27 protein-coding genes, 2 pseudogenes, 1 riboswitch and 2 other annotated features are annotated in these 26,713 nt (G+C 42.8%); of the genes and pseudogenes, 9 read left to right on the top strand and 20 right to left on the bottom strand.

The genetic code is table 11. The features are described from left to right. The first annotated feature begins 74 nt into the window (after positions 1 to 74). Together DF216_RS05840 and DF216_RS05835 are read left to right on the top strand one after the other, a co-directional pair. Positions 75 to 851, top strand: coding sequence for a ferredoxin reductase (locus tag DF216_RS05840; RefSeq protein ID WP_129326250.1), 777 nt, complete (start codon positions 75 to 77; stop codon positions 849 to 851). 111 nt (positions 852 to 962) lie between these two features. Further along, positions 963 to 2,036, top strand: coding sequence for a DUF2974 domain-containing protein (locus DF216_RS05835; RefSeq protein WP_129326249.1), 1,074 nt, complete (start codon positions 963 to 965; stop codon positions 2,034 to 2,036). Between the two features lie 145 nt (positions 2,037 to 2,181). On the opposite strand, the gene DF216_RS05830 is transcribed toward DF216_RS05835, so the two are convergent. Further along, positions 2,182 to 2,637 (bottom strand): GNAT family N-acetyltransferase, encoded by a 456-nt coding sequence (locus DF216_RS05830; RefSeq protein WP_129326248.1) that lies wholly within the window; start codon positions 2,635 to 2,637, stop codon positions 2,182 to 2,184. A 69-nt stretch (positions 2,638 to 2,706) separates the two neighbouring features. Here DF216_RS05830 and DF216_RS05825 point away from each other — a divergent pair, with 69 nt between their 5' ends. After that, complete coding sequence (locus tag DF216_RS05825) at positions 2,707 to 3,369, top strand: prepilin peptidase (RefSeq protein ID WP_129326247.1); 663 nt, start codon at positions 2,707 to 2,709, stop codon at positions 3,367 to 3,369. On the opposite strand, the gene DF216_RS05820 is transcribed toward DF216_RS05825, so the two are convergent. Then, positions 3,358 to 3,813, bottom strand: coding sequence for an effector binding domain-containing protein (locus DF216_RS05820; RefSeq protein WP_000682682.1), 456 nt, complete (start codon positions 3,811 to 3,813; stop codon positions 3,358 to 3,360). The genes DF216_RS05825 and DF216_RS05820 overlap by 12 nt on opposite strands. A 78-nt stretch (positions 3,814 to 3,891) precedes the next feature. Between DF216_RS05820 and DF216_RS05815 the strand changes: the two genes are divergently transcribed. Next, entirely contained in the window at positions 3,892 to 4,791 is a 900-nt protein-coding gene (locus DF216_RS05815) for a helix-turn-helix transcriptional regulator (RefSeq protein ID WP_129326246.1), read from the top strand. A gap of 31 nt (positions 4,792 to 4,822) precedes the next feature. Beyond that, positions 4,823 to 4,909, top strand: a pseudogene (locus DF216_RS11180) (prepilin peptidase); the annotation flags it as partial. On the opposite strand, the gene trpA reads toward DF216_RS11180, so the two are convergent. From trpA to DF216_RS05740, 14 genes are all read right to left on the bottom strand, one after another. Next, complete coding sequence (gene trpA / locus DF216_RS05810; RefSeq protein WP_129326245.1) at positions 4,881 to 5,657, bottom strand: tryptophan synthase subunit alpha; 777 nt, start codon at positions 5,655 to 5,657, stop codon at positions 4,881 to 4,883. The pseudogene DF216_RS11180 and the gene trpA sit on opposite strands and share 29 nt — an antisense overlap. Beyond that, positions 5,650 to 6,873, bottom strand: coding sequence for a tryptophan synthase subunit beta (gene trpB / locus DF216_RS05805; protein ID WP_129326244.1), 1,224 nt, complete (start codon positions 6,871 to 6,873; stop codon positions 5,650 to 5,652). The genes trpA and trpB (DF216_RS05805) overlap by 8 nt, the downstream gene beginning before the upstream one ends. After that, entirely contained in the window at positions 6,851 to 7,450 is a 600-nt protein-coding gene (locus DF216_RS05800) for a phosphoribosylanthranilate isomerase (protein ID WP_164979008.1), read from the bottom strand. The genes trpB (DF216_RS05805) and DF216_RS05800 overlap by 23 nt, the downstream gene beginning before the upstream one ends. Continuing rightward, complete coding sequence (gene trpC, locus DF216_RS05795) at positions 7,437 to 8,204, bottom strand: indole-3-glycerol phosphate synthase TrpC (RefSeq protein WP_129326242.1); 768 nt, start codon at positions 8,202 to 8,204, stop codon at positions 7,437 to 7,439. The genes DF216_RS05800 and trpC overlap by 14 nt, the downstream gene beginning before the upstream one ends. Beyond that, positions 8,201 to 9,205, bottom strand: coding sequence for an anthranilate phosphoribosyltransferase (trpD, locus tag DF216_RS05790; RefSeq protein WP_129326241.1), 1,005 nt, complete (start codon positions 9,203 to 9,205; stop codon positions 8,201 to 8,203). Before trpD ends, trpC begins: the two co-directional genes overlap by 4 nt. Before the next feature lie 10 nt (positions 9,206 to 9,215). Further along, positions 9,216 to 9,782, bottom strand: a complete 567-nt coding sequence (locus DF216_RS05785; RefSeq protein WP_129326240.1) for an aminodeoxychorismate/anthranilate synthase component II — start codon at positions 9,780 to 9,782, stop codon at positions 9,216 to 9,218. Then, positions 9,779 to 11,140 (bottom strand): anthranilate synthase component I, encoded by a 1,362-nt coding sequence (gene trpE, locus DF216_RS05780; protein ID WP_129326239.1) that lies wholly within the window; start codon positions 11,138 to 11,140, stop codon positions 9,779 to 9,781. The genes DF216_RS05785 and trpE overlap by 4 nt, the downstream gene beginning before the upstream one ends. Before the next feature lie 65 nt (positions 11,141 to 11,205). Further along, positions 11,206 to 11,431: a binding site (T-box leader), on the bottom strand. Then, positions 11,428 to 12,609 (bottom strand): tryptophan synthase subunit beta, encoded by a 1,182-nt coding sequence (trpB, locus tag DF216_RS05775; protein WP_129326302.1) that lies wholly within the window; start codon positions 12,607 to 12,609, stop codon positions 11,428 to 11,430. (Overlaps the previous feature by 4 nt.) A 63-nt stretch (positions 12,610 to 12,672) precedes the next feature. After that, positions 12,673 to 12,904, bottom strand: a binding site (T-box leader). Positions 12,905 to 12,938: 34 nt separating this feature from the next. Then, complete coding sequence (locus DF216_RS05770; protein WP_129326238.1) at positions 12,939 to 14,168, bottom strand: DegT/DnrJ/EryC1/StrS family aminotransferase; 1,230 nt, start codon at positions 14,166 to 14,168, stop codon at positions 12,939 to 12,941. 42 nt (positions 14,169 to 14,210) lie between these two features. Then, on the bottom strand, positions 14,211 to 14,903 hold the full coding sequence (locus DF216_RS05765; RefSeq protein ID WP_129326237.1) for a sugar transferase: 693 nt from the start codon (positions 14,901 to 14,903) through the stop codon (positions 14,211 to 14,213). Between the two features lie 218 nt (positions 14,904 to 15,121). Beyond that, on the bottom strand, positions 15,122 to 16,864 hold the full coding sequence (locus tag DF216_RS05755; protein ID WP_129326236.1) for an ABC transporter ATP-binding protein: 1,743 nt from the start codon (positions 16,862 to 16,864) through the stop codon (positions 15,122 to 15,124). After that, the gene (locus tag DF216_RS05750) at positions 16,854 to 18,599 is read right to left on the bottom strand and encodes an ABC transporter ATP-binding protein (RefSeq protein WP_129326235.1); all 1,746 of its coding nucleotides are present in this window, start codon (positions 18,597 to 18,599) and stop codon (positions 16,854 to 16,856) included. Before DF216_RS05750 ends, DF216_RS05755 begins: the two co-directional genes overlap by 11 nt. Before the next feature lie 54 nt (positions 18,600 to 18,653). Then, positions 18,654 to 19,289 carry a DUF421 domain-containing protein gene (locus tag DF216_RS05745; RefSeq protein ID WP_038804936.1) on the bottom strand — a complete coding sequence of 212 codons (636 nt, stop codon included), beginning with the start codon at positions 19,287 to 19,289 and terminating at the stop codon, positions 18,654 to 18,656. Further along, positions 19,286 to 19,741: a DUF3290 family protein gene (locus DF216_RS05740; RefSeq protein ID WP_129326234.1), complete on the bottom strand. Its 456-nt coding sequence runs from the start codon at positions 19,739 to 19,741 to the stop codon at positions 19,286 to 19,288. Before DF216_RS05740 ends, DF216_RS05745 begins: the two co-directional genes overlap by 4 nt. A gap of 133 nt (positions 19,742 to 19,874) precedes the next feature. Here DF216_RS05740 and DF216_RS05735 point away from each other — a divergent pair, with 133 nt between their 5' ends. From DF216_RS05735 to DF216_RS05720, 4 genes are all read left to right on the top strand, one after another. Further along, positions 19,875 to 20,702 (top strand): exodeoxyribonuclease III, encoded by an 828-nt coding sequence (locus DF216_RS05735; protein ID WP_129326233.1) that lies wholly within the window; start codon positions 19,875 to 19,877, stop codon positions 20,700 to 20,702. A gap of 11 nt (positions 20,703 to 20,713) precedes the next feature. Then, positions 20,714 to 21,100 carry a bleomycin resistance protein gene (locus tag DF216_RS05730; protein WP_129326232.1) on the top strand — a complete coding sequence of 129 codons (387 nt, stop codon included), beginning with the start codon at positions 20,714 to 20,716 and terminating at the stop codon, positions 21,098 to 21,100. 137 nt (positions 21,101 to 21,237) lie between these two features. Further along, positions 21,238 to 21,333, top strand: a riboswitch (purine riboswitch). A 124-nt stretch (positions 21,334 to 21,457) separates the two neighbouring features. Further along, the gene (locus tag DF216_RS05725) at positions 21,458 to 22,039 is read left to right on the top strand and encodes a xanthine phosphoribosyltransferase (protein ID WP_129326231.1); all 582 of its coding nucleotides are present in this window, start codon (positions 21,458 to 21,460) and stop codon (positions 22,037 to 22,039) included. Next, positions 22,039 to 23,301 (top strand): nucleobase:cation symporter-2 family protein, encoded by a 1,263-nt coding sequence (locus DF216_RS05720; RefSeq protein ID WP_129326230.1) that lies wholly within the window; start codon positions 22,039 to 22,041, stop codon positions 23,299 to 23,301. The genes DF216_RS05725 and DF216_RS05720 overlap by 1 nt, the downstream gene beginning before the upstream one ends. Before the next feature lie 47 nt (positions 23,302 to 23,348). Here the strand turns inward: DF216_RS05720 and DF216_RS10950 are convergent. The 4 genes and pseudogenes from DF216_RS10950 to DF216_RS05695 form a co-directional block, all read right to left on the bottom strand. Continuing rightward, a pseudogene (locus DF216_RS10950) lies at positions 23,349 to 23,809 on the bottom strand (DpnD/PcfM family protein). Beyond that, complete coding sequence (locus DF216_RS05705) at positions 23,806 to 24,570, bottom strand: DpnI domain-containing protein (protein WP_061453317.1); 765 nt, start codon at positions 24,568 to 24,570, stop codon at positions 23,806 to 23,808. The pseudogene DF216_RS10950 and the gene DF216_RS05705 overlap by 4 nt, the downstream one beginning before the upstream one ends. A gap of 179 nt (positions 24,571 to 24,749) precedes the next feature. Further along, complete coding sequence (locus DF216_RS05700) at positions 24,750 to 25,154, bottom strand: PaaI family thioesterase (protein WP_038804441.1); 405 nt, start codon at positions 25,152 to 25,154, stop codon at positions 24,750 to 24,752. Between the two features lie 69 nt (positions 25,155 to 25,223). Further along, on the bottom strand, positions 25,224 to 26,705 hold the full coding sequence (locus DF216_RS05695; RefSeq protein ID WP_129326301.1) for a UDP-glucose--hexose-1-phosphate uridylyltransferase: 1,482 nt from the start codon (positions 26,703 to 26,705) through the stop codon (positions 25,224 to 25,226). Between the last annotated feature and the right edge of the window lie 8 nt (positions 26,706 to 26,713).

Below are 26,713 nucleotides of genomic sequence, written 5' to 3'. Positions count from 1 at the left end.
TTTATTTTTTAAAAAAATATGAATGAATTATTTTTTTAGTTCATTCATAAAATTAAGAACAGGAGTCATAAAAAATGAAAAGAGGTAAAAAAATGTTTATTATCATTCTATCAACACTTGGAGCGCTATGTATTATAACTTGGGGTGCCATCGCTTATCTTGGACGAAACCAGACATTATCGATAAAATCCATCGAAAACCCCAGCGGAGATCTATATGTAATTCATATCACAAAACCGAGTCATCAAATCTGGAAAGCTGGGGCTTATGCTAAGTTTACACTCCCTGATACCTCGTCCGCTACTAGGAAAAACGAAGCTAAGGGAGAGCAGACCAGTCGATGGCTAACCATTGCCTCCACACCTGATGAAGATGAAATCCTCATTTTAACGCATAATAGTGGTAGCCACTTTAAGGAAACCTTGACACATTTACCGACTGGCAGTGAGATTGAGATGAGTTGGCTTGATTCCTCTTTAACCGTTAAAGATACGAATCAGCCACTAGTTTGCTTTGCATCTGATGTTGGTATTTCTGCTCTACGCCCCCTTATCAAAGAATGGGCTGGTAAAGCACCAATTATTCTCAACCATTTTGACAAAGGAGTAACTATTTTTGATAAAGAGATGAAAGAACTAGCTCAAAACACACCGAATTTTACTTATAAAACTAACGATGATTTTTCTCAAAGTCAAGAATTTTTAAAACGTGCTATTGATGAATACGGCAATCAAGCTAGCTATCTTATCACAGGACAGCCTGATGATGTAAATGAGATGAAGAATTTTTTAAAGGAAAATGGAATCGATAGCAAAAACATACAAGTAAGCTCGTTTAGAGGTTTGAAATAGGAGCAGCCTGTCTTCTATGTATTTCAATCAAACCCTACTAGGTCATTCTAACAAGCCCACTAGCTAATTCTAGGTAAATGTGGTAGGATAAACATAGAGAAAGGAGCTTTTATGGCTAATATTTTTGACTACTTAAATGATGTAGCATACGATTCCTTTTATGACCTCCCCGTGAATGAGTTAGATGTTCTTGCCCTTACTGAATTAACCTACCTTGCTTTTGATAATGTAGTCACTCAAGAACCAAAGCGTCTCATAGATCTTGCATCTCAAATCCCTAGAGACACGACTATGCTGACCAATAAGAACCGCCTCCAGTTATTAGATCAGCTCGCTCAACACAAACGCTTTAAAAATTGCAAGCTCTCAGACTTTATCAATGATATCGATCCTGAATTGCAAAAACAGTTCGCAGCCATGACTTATCGTATCAGTCTCGATACCTATTTGCTTGTCTTTCGTGGAACTGATGATAGCATCATCGGTTGGAAAGAAGATTTCCATATGACCTATATGAAGGAAATCCCTGCTCAAAAACATGCCCTCCAGTATTTAGAGAATTTTTTTGCTCAACACCCCAACCAAAAGGTTATCCTAGCAGGACACTCAAAAGGGGGCAATTTAGCTGTCTATGCTGCCAGTCAACTCGACCCACTCTTACAAAAAAGCATTGTCTCTGTCTATACTTTTGATGCGCCTGGACTTCACAAGGAACTAACCAAAAAAGCTGGCTATCAAAACATGATGGAAAGAACAAAAGTATTTGTCCCACAAGGGTCTATCATCGGGATGATGCTAGAAATTCCTGATAAAAAAATCGTCGTTCGAAGCACTGCCCTAGGTGGTATTGCCCAGCACGACACCTTTAGTTGGCAGGTTGCAGACAAACACTTTGTCCAACTGGATGAGACCAATAGTGACAGCCAGCAAGTCGATACTACTTTCAAGGAATGGGTTGAGACAGTTCCTGATACGGAACTGCAACTCTACTTCGACCTCTTTTTCGGAATCATTCTTGATGCAGGCATCTCCTCCATCAACGATCTTTCTTCCTTCAAGGTCATTGAACACATTCACCATCTCTTTGTCCAAGCCCAGTCCCTCACTCCCGAAGAAAGAGAAACCATGGGACGCCTAACTCAACTCTTGATTGACACCCGCTACCAAGCTTGGAAAAATCGTTAATAGAAAGAGAAGTTAGATATCAACTCAAGTTGAGGAGAAAATCCAGTAAATCTCTCTATGACAAAACGCATAGTATCAAGTTTTTTAATACCTGATATTATGCGTTTTTTGATTTTAAAGCTGTTTTCCCCATCTTCTTCGTCTGCTATCTACCCTTTTTCATGATGTATTTTCGTATAGGTACTTCAACCATTTGAACGATTTCAAATCCTGCTTTTTGGTAAAGATTGTAAGCTGTTTGATTTGCCTCGTAGACATTTAGAGAGACAGTATCTATGTCTTCATTTTCAAAGGCCAAACTAACAAATTTCCTTAAAGCCTGGCTACCTAAGCCCTGCCCCTGCTTCTGGGGATTGATAAAAAATCTCCCGATATGAAGATTTCTCTCTTCTAGCCTGATTTTCTGGATAAGCCCCACAAACTCTTGTCCATCAAAGATTGAAAAGATTCCTTCCAAATCTTGCAAGATTTGAATTGTTAAGGGAAAAGGAATCATTGTTCCCATCCATTGTTCTTGAAAGGATTTGCCAAGGGAGTTGGACCATTGGCATACGAGCTGAGCATTTTCTGTGCTCACATTTTCTTCAAAACGAATTGTCATCTTGACCTCACTATCTTATCTATGTTTCTCCATTATACCACTTCTCCTATTTTTTACGAATAGATAAGTATGATTGATCTTTATTTTTTTCTTGTCGGGAGTATTCTCGCTTCCTTTCTAGGTTTGGTCATTGACCGTTTTCCTGAGCAATCCATTATTCGACCAGCTAGCCACTGCGATTCCTGTCAGACTCGCTTGCGTCCGCTAGATTTGATTCCTATCCTTTCGCAGGTGGTTAATCGCTTTCGCTGTCGCTACTGCAAGGTTCGCTATCCTGTCTGGTATGCCCTATTTGAATTGGGCTTGGGATTCCTCTTTCTGTCTTGGTCTTGGGGCTTTCTTTCCTCGGGGCAAGTCATTCTAATCACTACTGGCTTGACCTTGGGCATCTATGACTTTCGCCATCAGGAATATCCCTTACTGGTCTGGATGACTTTCCACCTAATCCTCATGGCCTGCTCTGGTTGGAATCTGGTCATGGTCTTCTTCCTTGCCCTCGGAATCTTGGCTCATTTTTTCGATATCCGCATGGGCGCAGGGGATTTTCTCTTTCTGGCTTCTTGTGCTCTCGTCTTTAGCGCGACAGAATTACTCATCTTGATTCAGTTCGCTTCTGCGGCAGGGATTTTAGCCTTTCTTTCGCAAAAGAAAAAGGAAAGACTTCCTTTCGTGCCTTTCCTCTTACTTGCTGCGACTATAATAGTTTTCTATCAGTTCTTATTAGTTTGTTGAATTGGGAACCCAAAGCTCAACTTCTGCATCCATGGGATTACCGTTTAAAAGTATTTCTAAGATAATTCCATCATTGTAAAGCGAGCTATATTCTCCCTCAAAAAAGTTATCCTCCAATTTATCAAACAAGAGTCTTGATTTATCACCACTGGCTGAGCTTACTAAATAATCTTTCTCTGGGACAAGAATGCTTTCGTAACCTGCCACAGCATTATTTGCCGCAACTCCTGCGTAGTATTGTATACCATCTTTATGAGGAACTATCAAAGCATAGCCTCTTTTATCTATGGAATGGGGCATCAATTTTCCTAGCATTCCTTCTTTAAATAACTGAGTATAGAATGCCGTTTTCTCTTTAGAATAGTGATGTTCATGAACTGTAGTTCCTTCTATCAAAATACTCTTGCCAACTAAGGTAAACGATGGTTTAGTTTGATGTTTCATTATATGAACTCCTTTCTTTATGGTATAATCATAACAAAAGTAATATGACAACTATCTGTCATATTTAAGGAGAAAATTATGAAAATTGACCGTCAAATGGGGATTATTTCTCATTTAGTAAATAAACGAAAAACAACAGCTAAAGAATTATCAGAACTTTTTAAAGTCAGCACACGAACTATTATGAGAGATATTGATGATTTATCTCTTGCAGGCATTCCTCTCTATGTAATGAAAGGAAAAAATGGAGGCATTTTTCTTATGGAAGACTTCCAAACTGACAAACCTCCCCTGACCCAATCCGAACGGCTTTCGATCGAATCTGGTTTAAAAAGCCGTTATCAAGTATTGGAAGATGCCTCTACTTTCAATGCTATATTGAAATTAAATGCTGCCAATACATACTCTGATTTCGAAATTGATTTATCTCTATCTCAAGGGAACCTGGAAATACGAACTTTGATTTTTAAGTTATTGGAAGCTATCAGAGGTAGAGTAAAAATAAAATTTTCCTATATTAATTCACAAGGACTGGTGAGTCAAAAAAATTGTGAGCCTTACCGTATTGTCTATAAGGACCGGAGTTGGTATATGGATGCCTACGATACTGATAAAGCGCGTTTTTCTGTTTTTAAAGTTGCTAGAATTAGTGAACTTACTCTCTCCGATACTTTTTCAAAAAGACATTTTACACCACTTCCCTATGATGGTGGTGCTTGGATGAATGAAAACAAAGTACCTGTCATCCTGCATGTCCAGAAAATTGTTCTTGATCGATTTGTGGAACTCTTAGGCTATAATGCAATAAAACCTATTAATAGCGATATTTACGAGATTACTTATCCGTTAAACGACAATGATTGGGGATACAATACCTTGCTTGCTTTTGGAAAATACATCACTGTTATATCTCCTAAGCATTTCCTGAAACATTTCACCAACTATATAGATACCATTCATAAGCAATACCCAAACTAATATTCAACTGTCATTCATGAACTTATACCCTCAAAAGAAAAAGGAAGGACTTCCTTTTGTGCCTTTCCTCTTACTTGCTACTTATGTTATTATTTTTGGTAAGCTACTGCTTGTTTGATAAAGTCCTCAATCGGCTCTCCTTGGTGGAGAGCTTTTACAATTTTCGAACCGACGATAACGCCATCTGACACCGCATTGAAGCGCTCTACATCAGCCTGGCTAGACACACCAAAACCTGTCAAGACTGGGATGTCAGCTACTTGATGCAATTGCGCCAAGTGCTTGTCCAAGTCTGCACGGTAATTTCCTGATTTCCCTGTCACCCCATTGACAGCAACGGCATAGACGAATCCTTCAGCCCCCTTGATCAACTCTTTTTGGCGCTCAAGTCCTGTGGTCAAACTAACTAGGGGAATCAAGGCGATATCTGTGTCTACCAAAAATGGCTCTACAAAGTTGGCATGCTCATGAGGCAGGTCTGGGATAATCAAGCCCTTGACCGCTGTATCTGCCAGATCTTTGATAAATTTGTCCACACCGTACTGAAAGAGGGGGTTGAAGTAGGTCATGATGACAAGCGGAACTTCTGTTTGAATGGTTTTCAAGGTTTCAACCAAAGCCTGGGTAGAAGTCCCATGAGCTAGACTGCGCAAGCCTGCTTCTTCGATTACAGGTCCATCTGCAACAGGGTCTGAAAAGGGAATGCCCACTTCAATAGCTGAAACACCCAAATCTTCTAAAAAGTGGATTGTTTCACCAAGACCATCTAATCCTTTCTCATGGTCCCCAGCCATGATATAGGGAACGAAAATTCCTTTTCCGGTTGCTTTGATAGCGTTCAATTTTTCTGTTAGTGTCTTAGGCATGAGCTTCTCCCTTCTTTGTTGCGTCTGCTTCCAAACGGTCTTTGACTTGAACTACATCCTTGTCCCCACGACCTGATAGACAGACAATCATAGACTTGTCTGGACCAAGTTCTTTGGCCAATTTCACTGCAAAAGCGATGGCGTGGCTAGATTCCAAGGCTGGAATAATCCCTTCCACGCGAGACAAGAGTTGGAATCCTTCCAAAGCTTCCTCGTCTGTCACAGGAACATAGCTGGCACGTTTGATATCGTGGTAGTGAGAATGTTCTGGACCGATACCAGGATAGTCCAAACCTGCTGAGATAGAGAAAGCTTCAAGAATTTGACCATGAGCATCTTGGAGAACATCCATGAGGGAACCGTGAAGGACACCCGGACGACCCTTGGTCAAGGTCGCTGCGTGATGCTCTGTATCCACACCAAGTCCTGCTGCTTCAGCCCCATACATTGCTACTGACTCATCTTCTACAAATGGATGGAAGAGCCCGATAGCATTCGACCCACCACCAACACAGGCTACTAGGGCATCTGGTAAATCTTGCCCTGTTAAGTCACGGTATTGTTGTTTAGCCTCTCGGCCAATGACACTTTGGAAATCACGAACGATTTCTGGGAAAGGATGAGGTCCCAAGGCAGAACCAAGGATATAGTGGGTATCATCGATATTTGCCACCCATGAACGAAGGGCCGCATTGACCGCGTCCTTGAGCACGCGCGAACCATCTGTCACGGCCTCAACCTTGGCTCCCAAAAGCTCCATACGGAAGACATTGAGGGCTTGGCGTTTGACATCTTCCTCACCCATATAGATGGTACATTCCATGTTAAAGAGGGCTGCAGCTGTTGCAGTTGCCACACCGTGCTGACCAGCACCAGTTTCAGCAATAATTTTATTTTTGCCCATGCGTTTAGCCAGAAGAACCTGTCCCAAGGCATTGTTAATCTTGTGGGCCCCTGTATGGTTGAGGTCTTCCCGTTTGAGATAGATCTTGGCGCCACCGATATGCTGGGTCAAGTTTTTTGCATAGTAAAGAGGAGTTTCACGTCCTACGTACTGACGTAAGAGCTGGTTCAATTCCTCTTGGAAACTTGGGTCCGCCTGACTTTCACAGTAGGCCTTTTCCAACTCCAAAACTGCTGTCATCAATGTTTCTGGGACGAAACGTCCGCCGAATTTTCCGTAAAATCCATCTTTATTTGGTTCTTGATATGCCATTCTTTGCCCTCTCTATAAATCTTCTAATCTTTTCCTGATCTTTCTGTCCATCTGTCTCCACTCCGCTTGATACATCTACTGCATAGGGAGTAAAGTGTTGAATTGCTTTTACTACATTGTCTTCATTAAGCCCACCTGCGATAAAGAAGGGCTGAGCTAGTCCTGTCGTATCCAGTTGACCCCAGTCAAAGGTCTGGCCACTCCCAGCAACAGGGGCATCAAAGAGTAAATAATCTGCCCGAGAATGAGGGACATGACCATTTCCGTCAACCTGCACAGCCTGAATGCTGGCACAAGGCAAATCCTCTAACAAATCATCTGCTACCTGACCGTGAACTTGAACCAAGTCCAAGCCAACTTTGTCAATCGCTTTTAGCAGATCTGCTCGACTTGGTGAAACAAATACACCAACCTTTTTAATGTTGACAGGAATGAGCTTTGCCAGCTCTGTAGCCTCTTCCAAGGTCACCTGCCTTTTACTAGGTGCGAGGACAAAACCGATGTAATCCGCCCCTGCTGATACGGCTGTCTCTACCGCTTCTTTGGTCGATAGTCCACAAATCTTAACCTTTGTCAATCTGCAACTCCTTGATTCTTTGAGCCACATCCCCTGCCTGCATAAGAGCTGTCCCTACCAAAATTCCGTTAAAGTATGGTGCTAGTCGTTCCGCATCCTGACTTGTGAAAATAGCAGATTCGGAAATGTAGAAGCAATCGTCCTTGAAGTATTGTGCCAAGTCTACACTGGTCTGTAAGTCGACTTCAAAGGTGGTCAAATTGCGGTTATTGACCCCAATAATCTCAGCACCAAGTCTGTGGGCCACTTCCAGCTCAGCTAGATTGTGAGTCTCTACCAAGACTTCCAGTCCAAGCTCTGTCGCGTAGTCGTAAAGTTCCTTGAGACGTTCTTCTGACAAGGCAGCGACGATGAGCAAGATAACTGTCGCCCCTGCATTACGAGCTCGGATGATTTGCTTTTCATCGATGATAAAGTCCTTGTTGAGCATCGGAATTCCTACCTGACTGGAAATCTCACGCAGATAATCCAAATGCCCTTTAAAGAAAATCTCATCTGTCAAAACTGAAATCATCACTGCGCCGTTTGCTTCATAAGTCTGGGCCTGTTGCACAATATCCACATCTAGATTGATATCTCCCAGACTAGGGCTAGCTTTCTTGACCTCAGCAATTACCTGTAATCTGTCCTGGTGATTCTTTAAAAATTCTGCTAAGCGATAGGTCTGGCGCAGGGGCTGGACTTCCTCCAGCGCCATTTGCTCGACTTCACGCGCCTTCTGCTCCAAGATTCGTGCTAAAAATTCCTGACTCATTTTTGGTACTCCTGTAACAGTCTGAGTTTTTCAAGGGCCTTGCCACTAGCAATCACTTGACGAGCCAAGGCAACACCTTCTTTAATACTATCAACCTTACCATTAGCATAGAAACCAAGACCAGCATTTAAGACTGTAGTTTCCAAGAATGGACTTGGTTCGTTCTTGAGAACACTGAGCAAAATTTCTGCATTTTCCTGAGCATTTCCTCCACGAATATCTTCGATAGCGTAGCCTTCCATCCCCAAATCCTCTGGAGTGAAGCTTGACAAAGTGATTTCACCATTTTCAAGAAGAGCAATCTTGGTTGTTCCGTTCAAGCCAGCTTCATCTAGCCCTTCTGGTCCAGCAACCACGATGGCACGTTTGCGACCCATATTTTTCAAAACCTGAGCGGTACTTTCTAGCAGTTCTGGACGACTAATACCAAGAAGCTGTGTTTCCAAAGCCATTGGGTGAATCAGTGGACCAGTCAAGTTCATGATCGTTGGAATTCCCAATTCCAAACGAGCTGGCATGATGTATTTCATAGCTGGGTGCATATTTTTGGCAAAGAGAAAGACGATTCCAGTTTTATCAAAGACCTTACCTAGTTCAGCTGGTTTGAGATCTAGGTTGATACCCAAGGCTTGAAGGACATCTGCAGAACCAGATTTGGAAGAAATCGAGCGGTTACCGTGTTTGGCCATGTGAACACCACCACCAGCCAATACAAAGGCTGCCGTCGTAGAGATGTTAAAACTGAAGGACTTGTCCCCACCTGTACCACAGTTGTCCATAGCATCATGAATTTCAGTTGGAATGTGTTGGGCATGTCCTCTCATGACTTGGGCAATGGCAGTGCGTTCTTCTGGTGTTTCTCCCTTCATCTTAAGTGCCAAGAGAAGAGAAGCAATCTGTGCTTCGGTTACACGGCCAGTTACGATACGCTCAATGACATCCGTCATTTCCACACCTGTCAAATTTTCAAATTTTGCTAGTTTTTCGATAATCTCTTTCATCCTAGTTTCCTCACTTTACAACCTTCTCGATAAAATTCCGAATAGAAGACAAGCCATCTGGCGTTCCTATACTCTCTGGATGGTATTGGAAACCATAAATTGGAAGGCTTTTGTGTTGAATTCCCATAATGGCTTGGTCATCGGTCGAACGGGCTGTCACTTCAAAGTCTTCTGGCATTTCTTCAATCAAGATACTGTGGTAACGCATGACCGGACGGCCATCCTCAATGCCTTGATACAAAACAGATGGCGCTTCAAAGCTGATATTGCTCTGTTTCCCATGCATGACTTTGGGAGCCAAACCTAGTTTACCGCCAAAGACTTCTGCGATAGCTTGATGACCCAAACAAATCCCAAGAATTGGCTTCTTGCCAGCAAAGTAACGAATCATGTCCTCCATCTTACCAGCATCAACTGGCCAACCGGGACCAGGAGAAAAGACCAGACCATCTGCTTTTTCAGCTTCTTCATACAGCTTGGGGTCATCATTTCTCAAGACCTGTACCTCAGCAAAGTTCCCAATGTATTGGGCTAAGTTATAGGTAAAGGAATCATAGTTATCAATCAATAAAATCATGGTCTTAGTTCTCCAATTCTAGTCATAGATTTTGCTTTGTTAATGGTTTCTTGGTATTCGTTTTGGGCGATAGAGTCGTAGACAATCCCTGCCCCAGCCTGCACATAGGCTCTTTGTTTTTTGAGAATCATCGTTCGGATGGCAATGGCCAAATCCATATCACCCGTCGCAGACAAGTAGCCGATTGCTCCTGCGTATACGCCCCGTTTTTCCATTTCCAGTTCATAGATGCGTCTCATAGCTCGAATCTTTGGAGCTCCTGAAACTGTTCCAGCTGGAAGTGTAGCTTTCAAGGCATCCATGGCAGTGAGTTCTGGAAGCAACCGTCCTTTCACAACACTGGTCAAATGCATAACGTAGCGGAAGAGCTCCACTTCCATATACTTGGTAACTTGGACACTGGCCGTTTCAGAGATGCGGCCAACATCGTTACGACCCAAGTCTACCAACATCCGATGTTCTGCTGTTTCCTTCTCATCCGAAAGCAAGTCTGTCGCCAAGGCCTTGTCTTCTTCATCCGTAGCTCCTCTTGGTCGTGTACCGGCAATCGGATTGGTTGTCACGATGCCATTTTTGACAGAAACCAAACTTTCAGGACTGGCACCGATGATTTGATAATCCCCAAAATCATAGAAATAAAGGTAATTAGATGGATTGGTCACGCGAAGATTTCTGTAGAAGTCAAATGAATTTCCAGTAATCTCTGCTGAGAAACGCTGACTGAGCACGCATTGGAACATATCGCCGTTACGAATCAAGTCACGAGCCCTTTCCACCATTTCCTCAAACTTCTGAGGAACGATATGGGGTTTGAAGTCAAGTGGTGATAGATCCAAGTCTTCAAATTCATTTGGAGCAGGAATGCGTAATTCCTCAAGCACTTGATTCAAGGCTTTTTCTAAGTCTTCTTGACTGCGCTCATTATAAAGTGCATCCTCTATGACATGGATTTTTTCCTTCTTGTGGTCAAAGACCATGTAACTCTCATAGACAAAGAAATGCATGTCTGGCGTCCCAATTGTATCCTCAGGAATTTGACCAATTTCTTCATAAAGCGAAATCATATCGTAACCCACAAAACCAATGGCTCCCCCACCAAAAGGTAGGTCTGAATGATGTTGGCTCTTATGAGTAACTTCATAAAGGAAATCCAAGGGATCACGATCAATCACTTGCCCATTTTGATAAAGAACTCCATTTTCAAACTTAATCTCAAAAACTGGATTATAGGCTAGGATAGAAAAACGAGCTGTTTCCTTGTCTCTCGGAATACTCTCTAAGATAACCTTGTGTTGCCCCTTTAGGCGCATATAAGCCAAGATTGGCGATAAGACATCTCCATGAATGATTCGTTCCATTGTAATTTCCCTTTCAATTCTAGTTCGTGGTGACTATATAAAAAATCCTCACGCAAACTAACTTGCGTGAGGACGAAATTCGCGGTGCCACCTCAATTATAGGATTTCTCCTATCTCTCATTCCTGTCTCAGATACCTCTTGTAACAGGCTGTGCGATAAAGGGCACTCCCTTGAGAATTATGTTTTCTCCTCTCGTTTCAGATGGACCCAACCTTACAGCTTTCTCTGCTTGTTTCCAGCAACCACAAGCTCTCTGTGAGAGAAAGGACTGTAATTTTTCCATCTATTATTTTTTAGCTTCTAGGTAGTCTGCAATCGCAGCTACGTCCTTGTCTCCACGACCAGAGACATTGATGATGATAATCTCATCTTTACTTAGTTTCGGTGCACGTTTGACCGCTTCTGCGATGGCATGCGAACTTTCAATCGCTGGGATAATCCCTTCTGTCTTGCTGAGAAGGAGCAGGGCTTGGACAGCTTCTTCATCCGTCGCTGCCACATATTCCACGCGACCTGAATCTTTAAAGTAGGCGTGTTCTGGGCCAACGCCTGGATAGTCCAAACCAGCTGAGATAGAGTAAACTGGCGCCAACTCTCCATCTTCTTTAAAGACAGCATAGGTCTTCATTCCGTCGACAATTCCGACACTACCTTTTGTCATGGTAGCTGCGTGCTTGTCTGTATCAAGTCCATGACCAGCGGCTTCGACCCCAACTAATTTAACTTCTTCATCAGCCACATACTGTGAAAAAGCACCGATGGCATTGGAACCACCACCTACACAGGCAATAACGTAGTCTGGCAAGCGTCCTTCTTTTTCCAAAATTTGACGGCGAGATTCTTCACTGATGACCTTTTGGAACTCATGAACAATGGTTGGATATGGATGAGGTCCCACAGCAGATCCTAAAACATAGAAGGCTTCAAGGTCATTCATCCATGCTCCAAAGGCTGCATCAACCGCATCTTTGAGTGTACGAGTGCCTGTTTCAACTGCGTGCACAGTTGCTCCCATCATCTCCATACGGAAAACATTGAGACGTTGACGTTCCACATCTTCTGCCCCCATGTAGACATCACAGGCCATACCAAACTTGGCTGCAGCAGCTGCAGTCGCCACACCATGCTGACCAGCACCTGTTTCTGCGATAACTCGTTTTTTCCCCATACGTTTAGCAAGAAGAATTTGCCCTAAAACGTTATTGAGCTTGTGAGAACCCAGATGGTTAAGGTCTTCGCGCTTGAGATAAATCTTAGCGCCACCTAGGTGATCTGTCAAACTTTCCGCAAAATAAAGCGGTGTTTCGCGACCTGAATAATCCTTCAAGTAATGGCGAAATTCTGCCAAAAATTCTGGATCATCCTTGTACTTGTCAAATGTCACTTCCAACTCATCCAACAAAGCCTGAATCGGCTCCGGTACAAAACTACCACCAAATTGTCCAAAATAACCTTTAGTTGTCATAATTTTTTCCTCTTTTTGTATTGATTTCAAGATATGAAAAAAGCCCACACACAGAATCTACTTCCGTGTGAGGGCGTTGGTAACGCGGTGCCACCTCAATTATAAAGGGATTATTCCCCTTTACATCTCTGCCTTGTCTAACAACAAGTTGCACTGTAAGGTGTGCGCACCGAATTTTTATTGTTTCAAATTCATTTTTTAAATCAGCCCACTTTCACTACTTCCAACCACCTGTTCACAATCACCACAGGCTCTCTGAAGATCAAAAATAACTACTTTTCTGATTTATCGAGAATATTATATGTTATTGTTCTATCTTTGTCAAGACTTTTTTACGATTTTTTTGATAAAGTTAGCACTTTTTCAGAAACTGTTTTGAAAGTCTCAATGATATAGTCCACTTCTTCATCGCTTAATTTCGTGTGAAGAGGGAGCGTAATTTCATTTTCAAAGAAGGCATAGGCCTTAGGATAGTTCGACATATCAAAACCAAGATTCTTATAGGCTGTCAAGAGTGGAAGCGGTTTGTAGTGGACGTTACTTGCAATTCCTGCTTTAGCCAATTCTTGGATGATGAGATTGCGTTCTTCTAGGCTTGCTCCTTCAACATGTGTGATGTAGAGGTGACGACAAGATTCGACAGTATCAGTCTTGTGTGCTAATGGATGGATGCGAGAACCAGCAAAACCACGATCATAACGGTCTACGATTTCCTTACGACGTTGTAGCAAAACAGGGTAACGATCCAATTGTACTAGACCAAGGGAAGCCATGATATCCGTCATGTTGCACTTGTAGGCAGGGGTTACGATATCGTATTCCCATGAGCCAAGTTGCATCTTGGCAAGGGCATCTTTGGTCTGACCATGAAGGGAAAGGATTTGGAATTCCTTGTACATTTCTTCGTCGTCAATCGCTGGATTGGCTTTCCAAGTGGCACTTCCTCCCTCAGCCGTTGTAAAGTTCTTAACGGCATGGAATGAGAATGATGTAAAGTCAGCGATGGAACCAGCCGGTTGTCCTTTATAAGTAGATCCCAAAGCATGTGCACTGTCTGAGACAATGACAATACGGTTAAAGGCTTTTTGCCACTTGCTAGACGCTACAAACAAGTCACGTTTGTTTTCCACAACTTGGAACAAACGGTCATAGTTGCAAACAATCCCTGCAAGGTCTACTGGGATGATCACCTTGGTTTTTTCAGTAATAGCTTGCTCAAGCAAGTCATAGTCCATCTCAAACGTATCTGCTTGAATATCCACCATGACAGGTGTTGCTCCTACGTGTGTGATGACACTACATGAAGCTGTATAGGTCATGGCTGGAACGATGACTTCATCACCTGGTCCCACTTCCAAAACACGTAAAATCAACTCAAGAGCCGCAGTCGCAGAGTTGAGGCAGACAGTCTTAGGTGTCTGTGTGTATTGGGACAAGCGACGCTCCAGTTCTTTTGTCTTAGGACCTGTTGTGATCCAACCAGAACGTAGGGTATCCGCTACTTCAGCAATTTCAGCTTCGGTAATATCGGGTGGTGAAAATGGAATATTGTAATTTGGCATTGATTTGCTCCTTTTATCTGTACTCATTTTCTCATGACTACTTTATTTTAGTACCTCAAACACGGTTTGAAACATGATTTTGATGTCTCCAAGGAAACTAAACTCTCGGAGATAGGCGAGGTTATAGCGCATCTTTTCAGGAAGGACGTGTTCGACATAGGCCTGGTCAACTGACAGACCTTTCTCCGTCATTTGACTGATAATGGTGTCCTCATCCTTGTAGTTGATACTAGCTGGAGAGGTGATTCCGGCTGGTAAGAGCAAGGTCGCCATCATTTCAGGACTATACTGCTCCGTGTAGCGTGGCACCTCAGGTCTTGTTCCAACAAAGGACATCTCACCTTTAAGGACATTGACCAACTGAGGCAGTTCGTCCAAGCGCACACGGCGGATGAAATTTCCAACCTTGGTAATGCGACTATCGTTAGCAGAAGTCACCAGGCTTCCTTTTTTATCCGCATCTGTTACCATAGTACGGAACTTCCAAATCTTGAACGGACGGTTGTACTGGGTCACGCGCTCTTGCTTGTAAATGACAGCTCCCTTGCTATCCAACTTGATCCAAATGCTCAAGATAAGAAAGATGGGAGAAGTCAAAAGTAGTAAAACCAAGGCCAGAACCCAGTCCAGACAACGCTTGAAAATCAGCGAACCCTTCCTTTTAGAGACAAGCTGGTAGTAAGACTCAACCTCGCTTGATTGCATTTCCACGGGCAAGTCTTCCCATTTCAGCATGCTGTTTCTCCTTTGTTTTTATTATACTATTTGTCAACATTTTTCATTATACCACAAAATGGAAAAGGCGGTGCAAGAAATCTGTAATTTAAAGAATTTCCTTCTTATACTCAATGAAAATCGAAACGCAAACTAGGAGGCTAGCCACAGGCTGCTCAAAGTACACCTTTGAGGTTGCAGATAAAGCTGACGTGGTTAGAATAGATTTTCAAAGAGTATTAGGACATAGCTCCTGCCTGCAAGCTATACATCTTGTGATAGGTTCCTTCCAAGGCCAAGAGTTCCTCATGGGTTCCACTCTCGATGATGCGCCCCTTATCCAAGACATAAATGCAGTTGGCGTCCTGGATGGTCGAAAGGCGATGAGCGATGGCAATGGTCGTCCGCCCCTGTCTCATCTTAGCTAGGGAATCTTGGACCAAACTTTCTGTTTCAGAGTCAATATTGGCTGTCGCTTCATCCAAAATCAGGATTTTAGGCTGACTAGCGACTGTTCTGGCGAAGGCAAGAAGCTGGCGCTGTCCAGTAGAAAAGCTCGAACCACGCTCAGAAACAGGGGAGTCGTAACCCTGCGGAAGGTCCTGAATAAAGGAATCTGCATCCACAAAGGCAGCCGCAGCCTGGACCTCTTCATCACTAAGATCTTGATACATGGCGATATTGGACTTGATAGTCCCGTGATAGAGGAAGGGATCCTGCAAGACCAGACCGATGTTCTTTCTCAGCTCTTCCTGACTGTAGTCCCTAATATCCACACCATCCAAGAGAACTCGGCCTGACTGAAATTCATAAAAACGCATGAGGACATTGATAATCGAAGATTTCCCCGAACCTGTATGACCTACAAAGGCAATGGTTTCGCCCTTGTTAACAGAAAAGGAAATATCATCCAGAATCGGATGTTTGCCGTCATATGAGAAACACACATGTTCAAAACGGATATTGCCCTCTTTGATTTTGGCTTGCCCATTTTCTTGAAGAGGCTCATAGGTCCTCTCATCAATCAAGGCAAAAACACGACCTGCAGACACCATGGACGTTTGAAGGGTTGAAAAGTTTTGCGTCACCTCAATCAGAGGATCAAAGAGACGGTTGATGTACTGGATAAAGGCATACATGGTTCCTGCTGTTATCCCGATTGAAAGACCACGGTAACCAAAGTAAGCCATCAAAACGGTGTAGCCTAGGAGTTTCAGTAAACTCATGGCAGGACGTAAAAAGAGGGCGTCCAAGGCTACAGAACGGTTGGCGTAGACCAAGTGTTCTTGGTTGATGTCATCAAATTCTGCCTGCAGGCGCTTCTCCTGATTAAAGGCCTGGATAATCCTAATTCCTTCGATACTTTCTGCTAGCTTACTATTGATATCTGATAAGAGACTTCTGGTTTTCTCAATAATCTTAACTGACTTTTTCCGATAGAGATTGACCAAAAGAAAAATCAAGGGGAGAAAGAGCAAGACTAAAGCAGTCAAACGAAAATCCAGCACCAACATAGTGTAAAGGGTTGTCAGAAAGATAAATACTGCTGAGATAAAGCTGGATAGAATCCCCGAAAACATATCACTGATGGTCTCAGTATCATTTGTCAAACGAGAGACGATAGAGCCTGCTGGTGTCTGGTCAAAATAAGACATGCCTAATTTTTCCATATTGGCAAAGGCATCTCGACGAATATCCCTAACGATGCTGTAGGACACCCTCGCAAAAAGAAGATTGCCGACATACTGAACTACAGTTTGCAGGATATATAGAACATAGTAGGCCAGCAAAACGGTCACAGCGAGTTGGTTGAGATTGCTCAGATACTGGTCAATAAAGTGGGAAGCCACAAGGGGAATGACACTTTTAATGACCGTCGTCGCTAGGAGAAAACTGAGTGCCAAAAAGGTAAGGAGCCCATAAGGCTTGAGATAAGACATCAAGCGCTTCAATACAGTCCATTGTTCTTGTTTATTCTGCATCTTCTTCTCCTTTCATTTCCAACTGTTGAGACTGGTAGGTCTGGGCATACCAGCCATCCAAAGCTAATAAGTCATCGTGTGTACCTCGTTCGATGATTTGACCATTTTGCAGGACTAAAATCAAATCTGCATGGACAACTGCACTCAGGCGATGAGCCGTGATAATGGTTGTCTTGTCCTTGCGCGTCTCCTTGAGATTGTCAATAATCGCATACTCTGTCTTGGCATCCACGGCTGACAAGGAATCATCCAAAATCAAGATATCAGGGTCTAAAATCATCGCCCGACTCATGGCCAGACGTTGCTTTTGCCCACCAGAAAGACTGACTCCCTTTTCACCAATCAACGTATCAAAGCCCTGAGGCATGGCTACAATGTCTTGGTAAACTTGGGCTAGCTTAGTCGCTTCCTCGACCGCTGAAAGGGGCAAGTTAGGATTTCCAAAGCGGATATTGTCTAAGATAGAGGTCGCAAAGAGGAACTGGTCCTGAGGGACATAGCCCATAAGACTACGAAGATCTGTCAAACGATAGTCTCGAATATCATGACCATTTAGGTAAATAGCTCCCTTATCCACATCGTATTCACGCAAGAGGAGTTTGATCAAGGACGTTTTCCCAGATCCTGTCTGACCAACCAAACCCAGAGTTTGCCCTTTTTCCAAACTAAAGTGAACATTTGTCAGTGTTTCCTCATTTTCAAAAGCAAAGCTGTCAATATCGTACTCTAAGCGTCCATTTTCAATACCATCTAAAGGAAACTCAGGGTCTTGTACAGGTGATTCCTGAGACAAAAGTTCCTCAATCCGCTGATAGGAAACCTTCCCTCGCTGGGTAATATTAAAGAGGAAGCCGATGGCCATAAGAGGCCAAACTAGCATATCCAAATAGCTGATAAAGGTAACTAGATTACCAACTGTAATCTGTCCCTCCTGAACCATCAAGGAGCCGACCAAGAGGGTTAACACATAGGATGAACCAACAAATAAGAGAACCATAGGGTCAAAGAGACTATCGTATTTCATGGTTTGCAGGTTCTTCTGGAAGGTCAATTCATTGACTGCCTGAAAGGACTTCAACTCGTCCGCCTGGTAACCGAAAGACTTGGTCACTTTAATACCTGATACAGACTCCTGTACCTTGTTATTAAGTTCGGAAAAGGCAGCTTGGGATTCGCCAAAGGCCTTGTGGGTCTTTCTCCCTAGACGACTGGTCGCATAAGCCATGAAAGGCAGGGGTAAAATGGCAACCAGAGTCATTTGCCAAGAAATGCTAAAGAGCATGGTCAGCAAGGTCACTAAAGCTGTGATTGAGGCATCAACCGCTGACATAACCCCTCCCCCTGCCAGACGAGTCAAGGCATTGATATCGTTGGTTGCATGCGCCATCAGGTCCCCCGTCCGATAGGTCTGATAAAAGGCTGGAGACATTTTTGTAAAATGCTCAAACAAGCGAGATCGCATAATCTGCCCCAAACGGTAGGAAGTTCCAAGGATATACATACGCCAAACATAGCGCAGATAGTACATCCCAAAGGCCGCAAGAAGCAAGTAAAATAGGTCAAAAAGGAGGTCCTGCTGGGTTAATTTCCCCGATGTGATGGCATCGATGACCCGCCCCATAACCATAGGGGGAATAAGATTGAGGACGGAAACCAAGATCAGGGCCACAATCCCGACTAAATAACGGTGTTTTTCTAACTTGAAAAACCACCAAAGTTTTTGAATAATGGACATAAAATCCCTTTCTGATTGCAAATTGAAACCTGAGGCCAAGACCCCAGGTTTTTCTTATTCATAGGTTACGACTGAGACGACACCCTTGTCATACTCAGCGATAAAGATATTGGCTACATTGTCATGTCCTTGTTTGCTGAGATTATCAAGCAACCACTCTTCGCTACGACCAATCGACTCCAAGACATCGACTTGGATCACACCGTCAGTCACAACTGGATACTTAGGATTTTCATCTCCTATTTGGACCACGATGAGTTGGCCATTTTGCTCCTGCACAGCGCATTTGACCTGTTTCATCTGGAAAATCCCTTGGCTACGAAGTTTGAGAGCAACTTCTGCTGCAGACAAACCAACTGAACGACAGGCTTCTGGGTCAATCTGCCCATTTTTGATAAGGAGAGTTGGTTTTCCATCAATCAAGCGTTTGACAAAACGAACATTGTTATTGAGCCACTTGAGGGTCAAGACCAAAATCGTCCACATCATCAAAATCACTGCGTACTGCAGAATACTGATTGAACTATTGTAAATCACCCCACCGATGATACCACCAAGAACATAGTTCTGAATTTGGTCTATAGCAGAGTTAGGTGCTAGATTCCCCTTTCCTGTCACATTAATAACAAAAACAAGAGAGAAAAGACCCAGGGCCAGTTTGATTAAAATTTCCATATAATTGAGTGTCATTTGTTTACCTCCACCAATTCAATAGCGTCTGTTTGATTCAATTCTAATTTCTCTAAAAGATACTTGTCTGGTTGGCTCCCGTTCATGGCGCGGTAGAAATTTGGACCTACCTTGACAAGCGCTCCATCAGTGGCTGCAGAAGTATTGACATAAACTTCTGATTTATCCACTCCCAAGTCTTTGGAAACAACCTCTATGAAATGAAGGGAGGTTTGAAATTGGTTGTTAGAGGCTTGATTGGTCTGGTATTTTGAGATTGTCACCAAAAGCATGGCCACCAAGGTCAAGGCCAAAATCATGACCAATTCCCGAAACTTAGTCCCCTTTTTATCTCGATAGGCTTTAAAAGCAAAAAATCCTGTAACAGCTAATAAGACGATCCCAAAGCCAATCATGATGCCATTTTGCTGACCGATTTGGCTGAGGACATAGTCATAAGAGTAGAATTTCATATAGTTTTACTCCCTTTCATAAAATCACTCTTCATTATAAACGAAAGAGGGTGATTTTTCAAACCATACGTTGGGGAAATGCGCCTTTTTTTGGTATAATATAGTCTGTAATCTCAATGAAAAAGGTAACTTTATGAAACTCATCTCATGGAATATTGATTCCCTCAATGCTGCCCTAACGAGTGACTCTGCTCGCGCCAAACTGTCACAGGAAGTCCTACAAACCTTGGTAGCTGAAAATGCCGATATTATCGCTATCCAAGAAACCAAACTTTCTGCCAAAGGGCCTACAAAGAAACACTTGGAAATTTTAGAAAAACTCTTCCCAGGCTACGAAAACACGTGGCGCTCTTCCCAAGAGCCTGCTCGTAAAGGCTATGCTGGAACCATGTTCCTCTATAAGAAAGAACTCACACCCACTGTCACTTTCCCAGAAATCGGTGCTCCGTCTACCATGGACTTGGAAGGCCGTATCATCACTCTAGAATTTGATGAATTTTTCGTAACCCAAGTATACACACCAAACGCTGGAGATGGTTTGAAACGCTTGGAAGAACGCCAAGTCTGGGATGTCAAATACGCCGAATACTTGGCATCACTGGATGAACAAAAACCAGTCCTTGCAACGGGTGACTACAATGTAGCCCACAAGGAAATCGACCTTGCAAACCCTGCCAGCAACCGCCGTTCACCAGGATTTACCGACGAGGAACGTGCTGGATTTACCAACCTTTTGGCAACTGGATTTACGGATACCTTCCGCCATATTCATGGCGATGTTCCAGAACGCTACACTTGGTGGGCACAACGCAGCAAGACTTCTAAAATCAACAATACAGGCTGGAGAATCGACTACTGGCTGACTAGCAACCGCGTGGCTGACAAGGTGACCAAGTCTGACATGATTGACTCAGGTGCGCGTCAAGACCATACACCGATTGTATTGGAAATTGAACTTTAAGGATTTTCACGATGAACTACAATGCAGTTATTCCCGAGTTTATGGTATCGAATATCGAACAGTCTCGTTCCTTCTACTGCGATTTACTCGGTTTTAGGATCGAATACGATCGTCCAGAAGAAAACTTCCTCTTTCTTTCTCTTGAAGAGTGCCAACTAATGCTAGAGGAAGGAACCCCTGAGGAACTGGCTAACCTTACCTACCCTTTTGGAAAAGGTGTCAACCTATCCTTTGGTATAAAGGATGTCCCACAACTTTATCAAAAAGTGATCGAAGCCAACTATCCTATCCATCGTCCGCTGATCAAGAGAACATTTCGTGTTGGAGATCACTATATCTATCCTCACGAATTTGCAGTTTTGGATCCAGACGGCTATTTTTTAAGATTTAGCGAATAGAAGTGAAGTATAGAAACCTGCAATACCGTATCGTGTTGTAGGTTTTTATTCGTTCGCTTTTTCTACTCAAACGCTAACAAAATATTTGATTTCTAAAGCTATTTGGTGTAAAATAATGACATTAACGCTATCGTGTTTAACTATAGTAGCATTTTACTTGTTTATGTCGTGAATTGGCACGACGTTTCTACAAGGTGCCGGAACACCTAACAATGAGTAAGTCTGTTGAAGGTATGTTTTTGCCATGCCTATTTGAAGGGCTTGCTTATCTGTTAAGTAGGTCCTTTTTTCTAGCCCTTTTTAGAGATGATAAAGGCGATAGAAAAACACAAAAGAGTTTAGACTTTAGGAGGTCTTATGAAATTATTAGAAGAGCGCATCCTTCAGGATGGGCATATCTTGGGTGACAACATCCTCAAGGTAGATTCCTTTTTAACCCATCAAGTTGACTATCGTTTGATGCGGGAGATTGGTAAAGTTTTTGCGGAAAAATTCGCTTCTGCTGGCATTACCAAGGTCGTGACCATTGAAGCTTCAGGCATTGCCCCAGCTGTTTTTACAGCTGAAGCCTTAGATGTCCCTATGATTTTCGCCAAGAAAGCTAAAAACATCACCATGAATGAAGGCATCTTAACTGCTGAGGTTTACTCCTTTACCAAGCAGGTGACCAGCACCGTTTCCATCGCTGGGAAATTCCTCTCACCAGATGATAAGGTCTTGATTATCGATGATTTCCTAGCCAATGGCCAAGCCGCCAAAGGCTTGATCCAAATCATCGAACAGGCCGGAGCTAAAGTCGAAGCCATCGGTATTGTTATCGAAAAATCCTTCCAGGATGGTCGTGATTTGCTTGAAAAAGCTGGCTATCCAGTTCTATCACTCGCTCGTTTGGAACGTTTTGAAAACGGTCAGGTCGTATTTAAGGAGGCAGATCTCTAATGCAAAAACAAGAAAAACACTCGCAAGCAGCCGTTCTTGGCTTACAGCACTTACTAGCCATGTACTCAGGCTCTATCCTAGTTCCTATTATGATTGCGACAGCTCTTGGCTATTCAGCTGAACAGTTGACCTACCTAATCTCCACAGATATCTTCATGTGTGGGGTGGCGACCTTCCTCCAACTCCAACTCAATAAATACTTTGGGATTGGACTTCCAGTTGTTCTCGGAGTTGCCTTCCAGTCAGTCGCTCCTTTGATTATGATTGGTCAGAGCCACGGTAGCGGTGCTATGTTTGGTGCCCTTATCGTTTCAGGGATTTATGTGGTTCTGATTTCAGGCATCTTCTCAAAAGTGGCCAATCTTTTCCCTTCTATCGTAACAGGATCAGTCATTACCACGATTGGATTGACCTTGATTCCTGTCGCTATTGGAAATATGGGAAATAACGTTCCAGAGCCAACTGGTCAAAGTCTCTTGCTTGCTACTATCACTGTTCTGATTATCCTCTTGATTAACATCTTTACCAAAGGATTTATCAAGTCCATCTCTATTTTGATTGGCTTGGTTGTCGGAACTGCCATCGCTGCTACCATGGGATTGGTGGACTTCTCGCCTGTTGCGGCAGCACCGCTTGTCCATGTCCCAACTCCACTCTACTTTGGTGTACCGACTTTTGAAATCTCCTCTATTGTCATGATGTGTATCATCGCAACGGTGTCTATGGTTGAGTCTACTGGTGTTTACCTAGCCTTGTCAGATATTACCAACGACCCTATCGACAGCACGCGCCTTCGCAATGGTTACCGCGCAGAAGGCTTGGCTGTACTTCTCGGAGGAATCTTTAACACCTTCCCTTACACAGGATTTTCACAAAACGTTGGCTTGGTCAAATTGTCTGGTATCAAGACCCGTCTGCCAATCTACTACGCAGCTGGTTTCCTAGTCCTCCTTGGACTCCTACCTAAGTTTGGCGCCCTTGCCCAAATCATTCCAAGCCCTGTCCTTGGAGGTGCCATGCTGGTGATGTTTGGATTTGTTTCCCTTCAAGGAATGCAAATCCTCGCTCGCGTTGACTTTGCTAACAATGAACACAACTTCCTTATCGCAGCTGTCTCCATTGCTGCAGGTGTCGGACTCAACAATAGCAATCTCTTTGTCAGCATGCCTACAGCCTTCCAAATGTTCTTCTCAAACGGAATCGTCGTAGCCAGCCTACTAGCCATTGTACTCAATGCCGTATTAAATCGGAAAAAGAAATAAGAAAAAAGAGGTGGGAACCTCTTTTTTGTGTGACAAAATAAAAACATCTACTCATATATACTAGTCTCATAGTCCTGAAAATCATCTGCATCAAGAACAATTTCACAACTCTTATACTTTTCTCTTACAATACGTTCAGCTTCATACTTATCTTCAGCTTCTATACTCACTAAACGGGTTAGAGTTTCAGTAATTTCTATAGTATACTTTTTCATCTTAAGTTTCTCTCCAATAACTCACTTATTAGCAATAATCTATGTTTTGGGCTTTCCAACCACTCTGGTAATTCATCTCCATATTCCCAGCTATATTTTTTATTCAATAAAGAAAGTTGTTTCTCATCACCAAACTCCATATTTTCAGATAACCACCTCACACAATCAGGGTCTGATAAAGTATAAACCATTACACATAAGTTTTCATAATTACTCTCTGTTTCATAATCAGGCCAGATGACTTTTAAGAAATCATACACCTCTTCTGATGCAACAAGTTGTTTCGTTTTCATAATTTCCGATACTTTCCTCTACCTTTAAATTCTATTATTTCTTTGTCTCTTAATATTTGAAGCTGTTGCCTAATCTTTTCTTTGATATGATTGTTCTTAACAAAGATATTTTTTAGGTCACTTTCAAAACGATACATATCTTCAAGGGTAAATTCTGAACCCTCTATCTTATCTATACAATTTAGAATTTCTATTGTCCAACCTCTTACTGAAAGAGAGTTCTTCCTTAAAAATAAACTTTGCTTAAATTCTTTTGTAACTTTTTCTGGATCTCTAACTTGTCCATTTTTCACAAGAAATATTCTTCCTTTAGAAGGTACTTGTGATAAATCAATGTTACAACCAATCCAACCTGCTCGTCTAGCAGTTGGAGCAAGTGGCTTCCTTTGAATAATTGATTTCGGTGTAACAAATTGCTTTGGAAGAACCAGAAAATTATTTACCTCAAAATTTTTTGTATAAGTTAAAAAAAAGAAATTAGGATTATTATCTGCCTGAACACGCTCCATCATCGTTGCATAAGCACCATCATTGATTGTTGATGAAAAATTTCCTTTTTTGCTCTTTAGTTCAAACTCCTCACTACAATGATTACAGTAAAAATCTGCTACAGGCCGATTATTTTCAAAATGATTTAAGGGATTGTTCCCACAATTAGGGCAATAAGACTGACGATAAACCCAATCCTCCGTTAAGATACGTGCCTTTTGGCTATTACTTTTATAGGTTTCTACTAATTCTAAATTAAAGTGTAATTCCATTTAAAAATTCCTCACTAATATGAGAATTCACTCGATATAAGCAATTAAAATCTACTATAACTAGTATACCACAATATGTACCTATTACATTTGTATTTCATCACTCTCTTTTATATTTCCTTCTAACATATCTCATAAATTAAAAATGAGTGAGATAAATTTATCCCACTCACCTTTCTTTATATCCTTACCTGTCTTTCTTCTGACCGCTGGCCTGTGACAAACATGGTAAAGGTTGCTTTGCAGACATTTCTGCCCTCTTGATTGGTGATATCCACATCCACGACACAGGTTGTACGACCTTGGTGGACACATTCTCCTTTAATGGTCAGCACATCGTCAAGTTTTCCTGCTTTGAGGTAGTTGATAGAGGATTGGAGTGTCACTCCATCAAGCCCCAGCGAGATGACCACCAAACCACTGATTTGGTCACAAAGGGTGAAGAGATAGCCACCATGGGCATTGCCATAGTAGTTGAGTGACGAGTCCACCACTTTGGTCGTCACTACAACCTGACCATCTCTCATTTTTTCTATTTCGTAATTTTCAAAGGCAGATATAGCGTCAAAATGAAAATCTTTCATCGTTTCCTCCTGATAGTTCAAACGACACTATGATACTACTTTTTATAGGACTGCGCAAGGAAAAAGCTCCTAGTCTGGCAAAATGCCGACCTGATCAACAAAGCGCATAAAGGCTACCTGTCCCTGTTCCGTTTGCTTGTAGACTCCTGCATCCTCAAGTACACGAGCAAAGATAGCACCCACAGAGTCCTTAACGATTTCAAGGGCTTTTTCTTTACCCGTCAGGTCTGAATGTTGGACTTTGAGTTGGTCTGCCCATTCCTGATGATAGTCTGTAACTGCATCACCTTCTCCTACAAGATAGCTAGCTACTTGCTCCACTTCTGCTTTCAGACGTGGTGGCAGGATAGCCAAGCCCATGACCTCAATCAAGCCGATATTTTCCTTCTTGATATGTTGGACATCCTTGTGGGGATGATAGATGCCATCAGGATGTTCTAGCGATGTCTGATTGTCCCGCAAGACTAAGTCCAACTCAAACTGTCCATCACGCTTACGCGCAATCGGTGTGATAGTGTGATGCGGTGTCCCGTCTGTCTCTGCTAAAATCTGCACTGCAGGATCTGAATACTGACGCCATTCCTGCAAAATCTTGTCAGCCAAGTTGATCAAATCCTCTTTGGAATCCGACGTCAAACGCAACACTGACATAGGCCACTTGACAATCCCAGCCTTTACCTGTTCAAAACCAGCAAATCGGAAGGTCTTTTGCAAAGGAGCCAATTCCATAGGAAAAACATGTCGCCCCCCCTGATAGTGATCATGAGTTAGAATAGAGCCTCCCACAATCGGCAAGTCGGCATTTGAGCCCGCAAAATATCCCGGAAACTGCTCTACTATAGCCAACAAACGCTCAAAACTCTGACGACTAATGGCCATGGGACGATGCTGACCATCTAAGAAAATACAATGCTCATTAAAGTAAGCATAGGGCGAATACTGGAAGCCCCACTCCTGACCCGCCATTTCAAAACGGATAATTCGGTGATTGCTACGAGCTGGATGGTTGACCCGACCATGGTAGCCTTCATTCTCTAGACACAGTTGACACTGGGGATAATTGCTAGCTTGCACCAACTTAGCTGCCGCAATCTCCTTAGGATCTTTTTCAGGCTTAGAGAGGTTGATAGTGATCTCAAGTTCTCCGTAGTCAGACGGTACACGATAAGCAATATTTTTAGCAATGGCCTTGAGTTTGATGTAGTCATTCTTCTGACTGAGTTGGTAAAAGTCCGCTATCGCTTGCTCAGGAGAGTGGGCATAGGTTGTCCAAAAGTCACGATTGACCTGACTTGGGCAAGGGGTTACCAAGTCCATCAATTCAGCACCAAGGATTTCACGCGCAGTCTGACTATCCTCAATCATCTCTAATCGAACGGCTTCCTCGACCAGCTGGTCCTTGAGATCAATCACTTTATCCAGATCCGTCTCAATTTCCAAAACACCTTCTCCCACTCGTGCCAAAACACGATTGATCAGGTAGATTCGATCCATTTCCTCAAATGAACTTTCAGAAATGACGTGTGTTACAAATTTATCTACTAAGGTCACCATAGAGC

Source organism: Streptococcus oralis, from assembly GCF_004127215.1.
In the GTDB taxonomy this organism is placed as follows: domain Bacteria; phylum Bacillota; class Bacilli; order Lactobacillales; family Streptococcaceae; genus Streptococcus; species Streptococcus oralis_BD.
The sequence above is the reverse complement of the archived record's forward strand: the minus strand, read 5'-3'. Positions and strand labels throughout refer to the sequence as shown.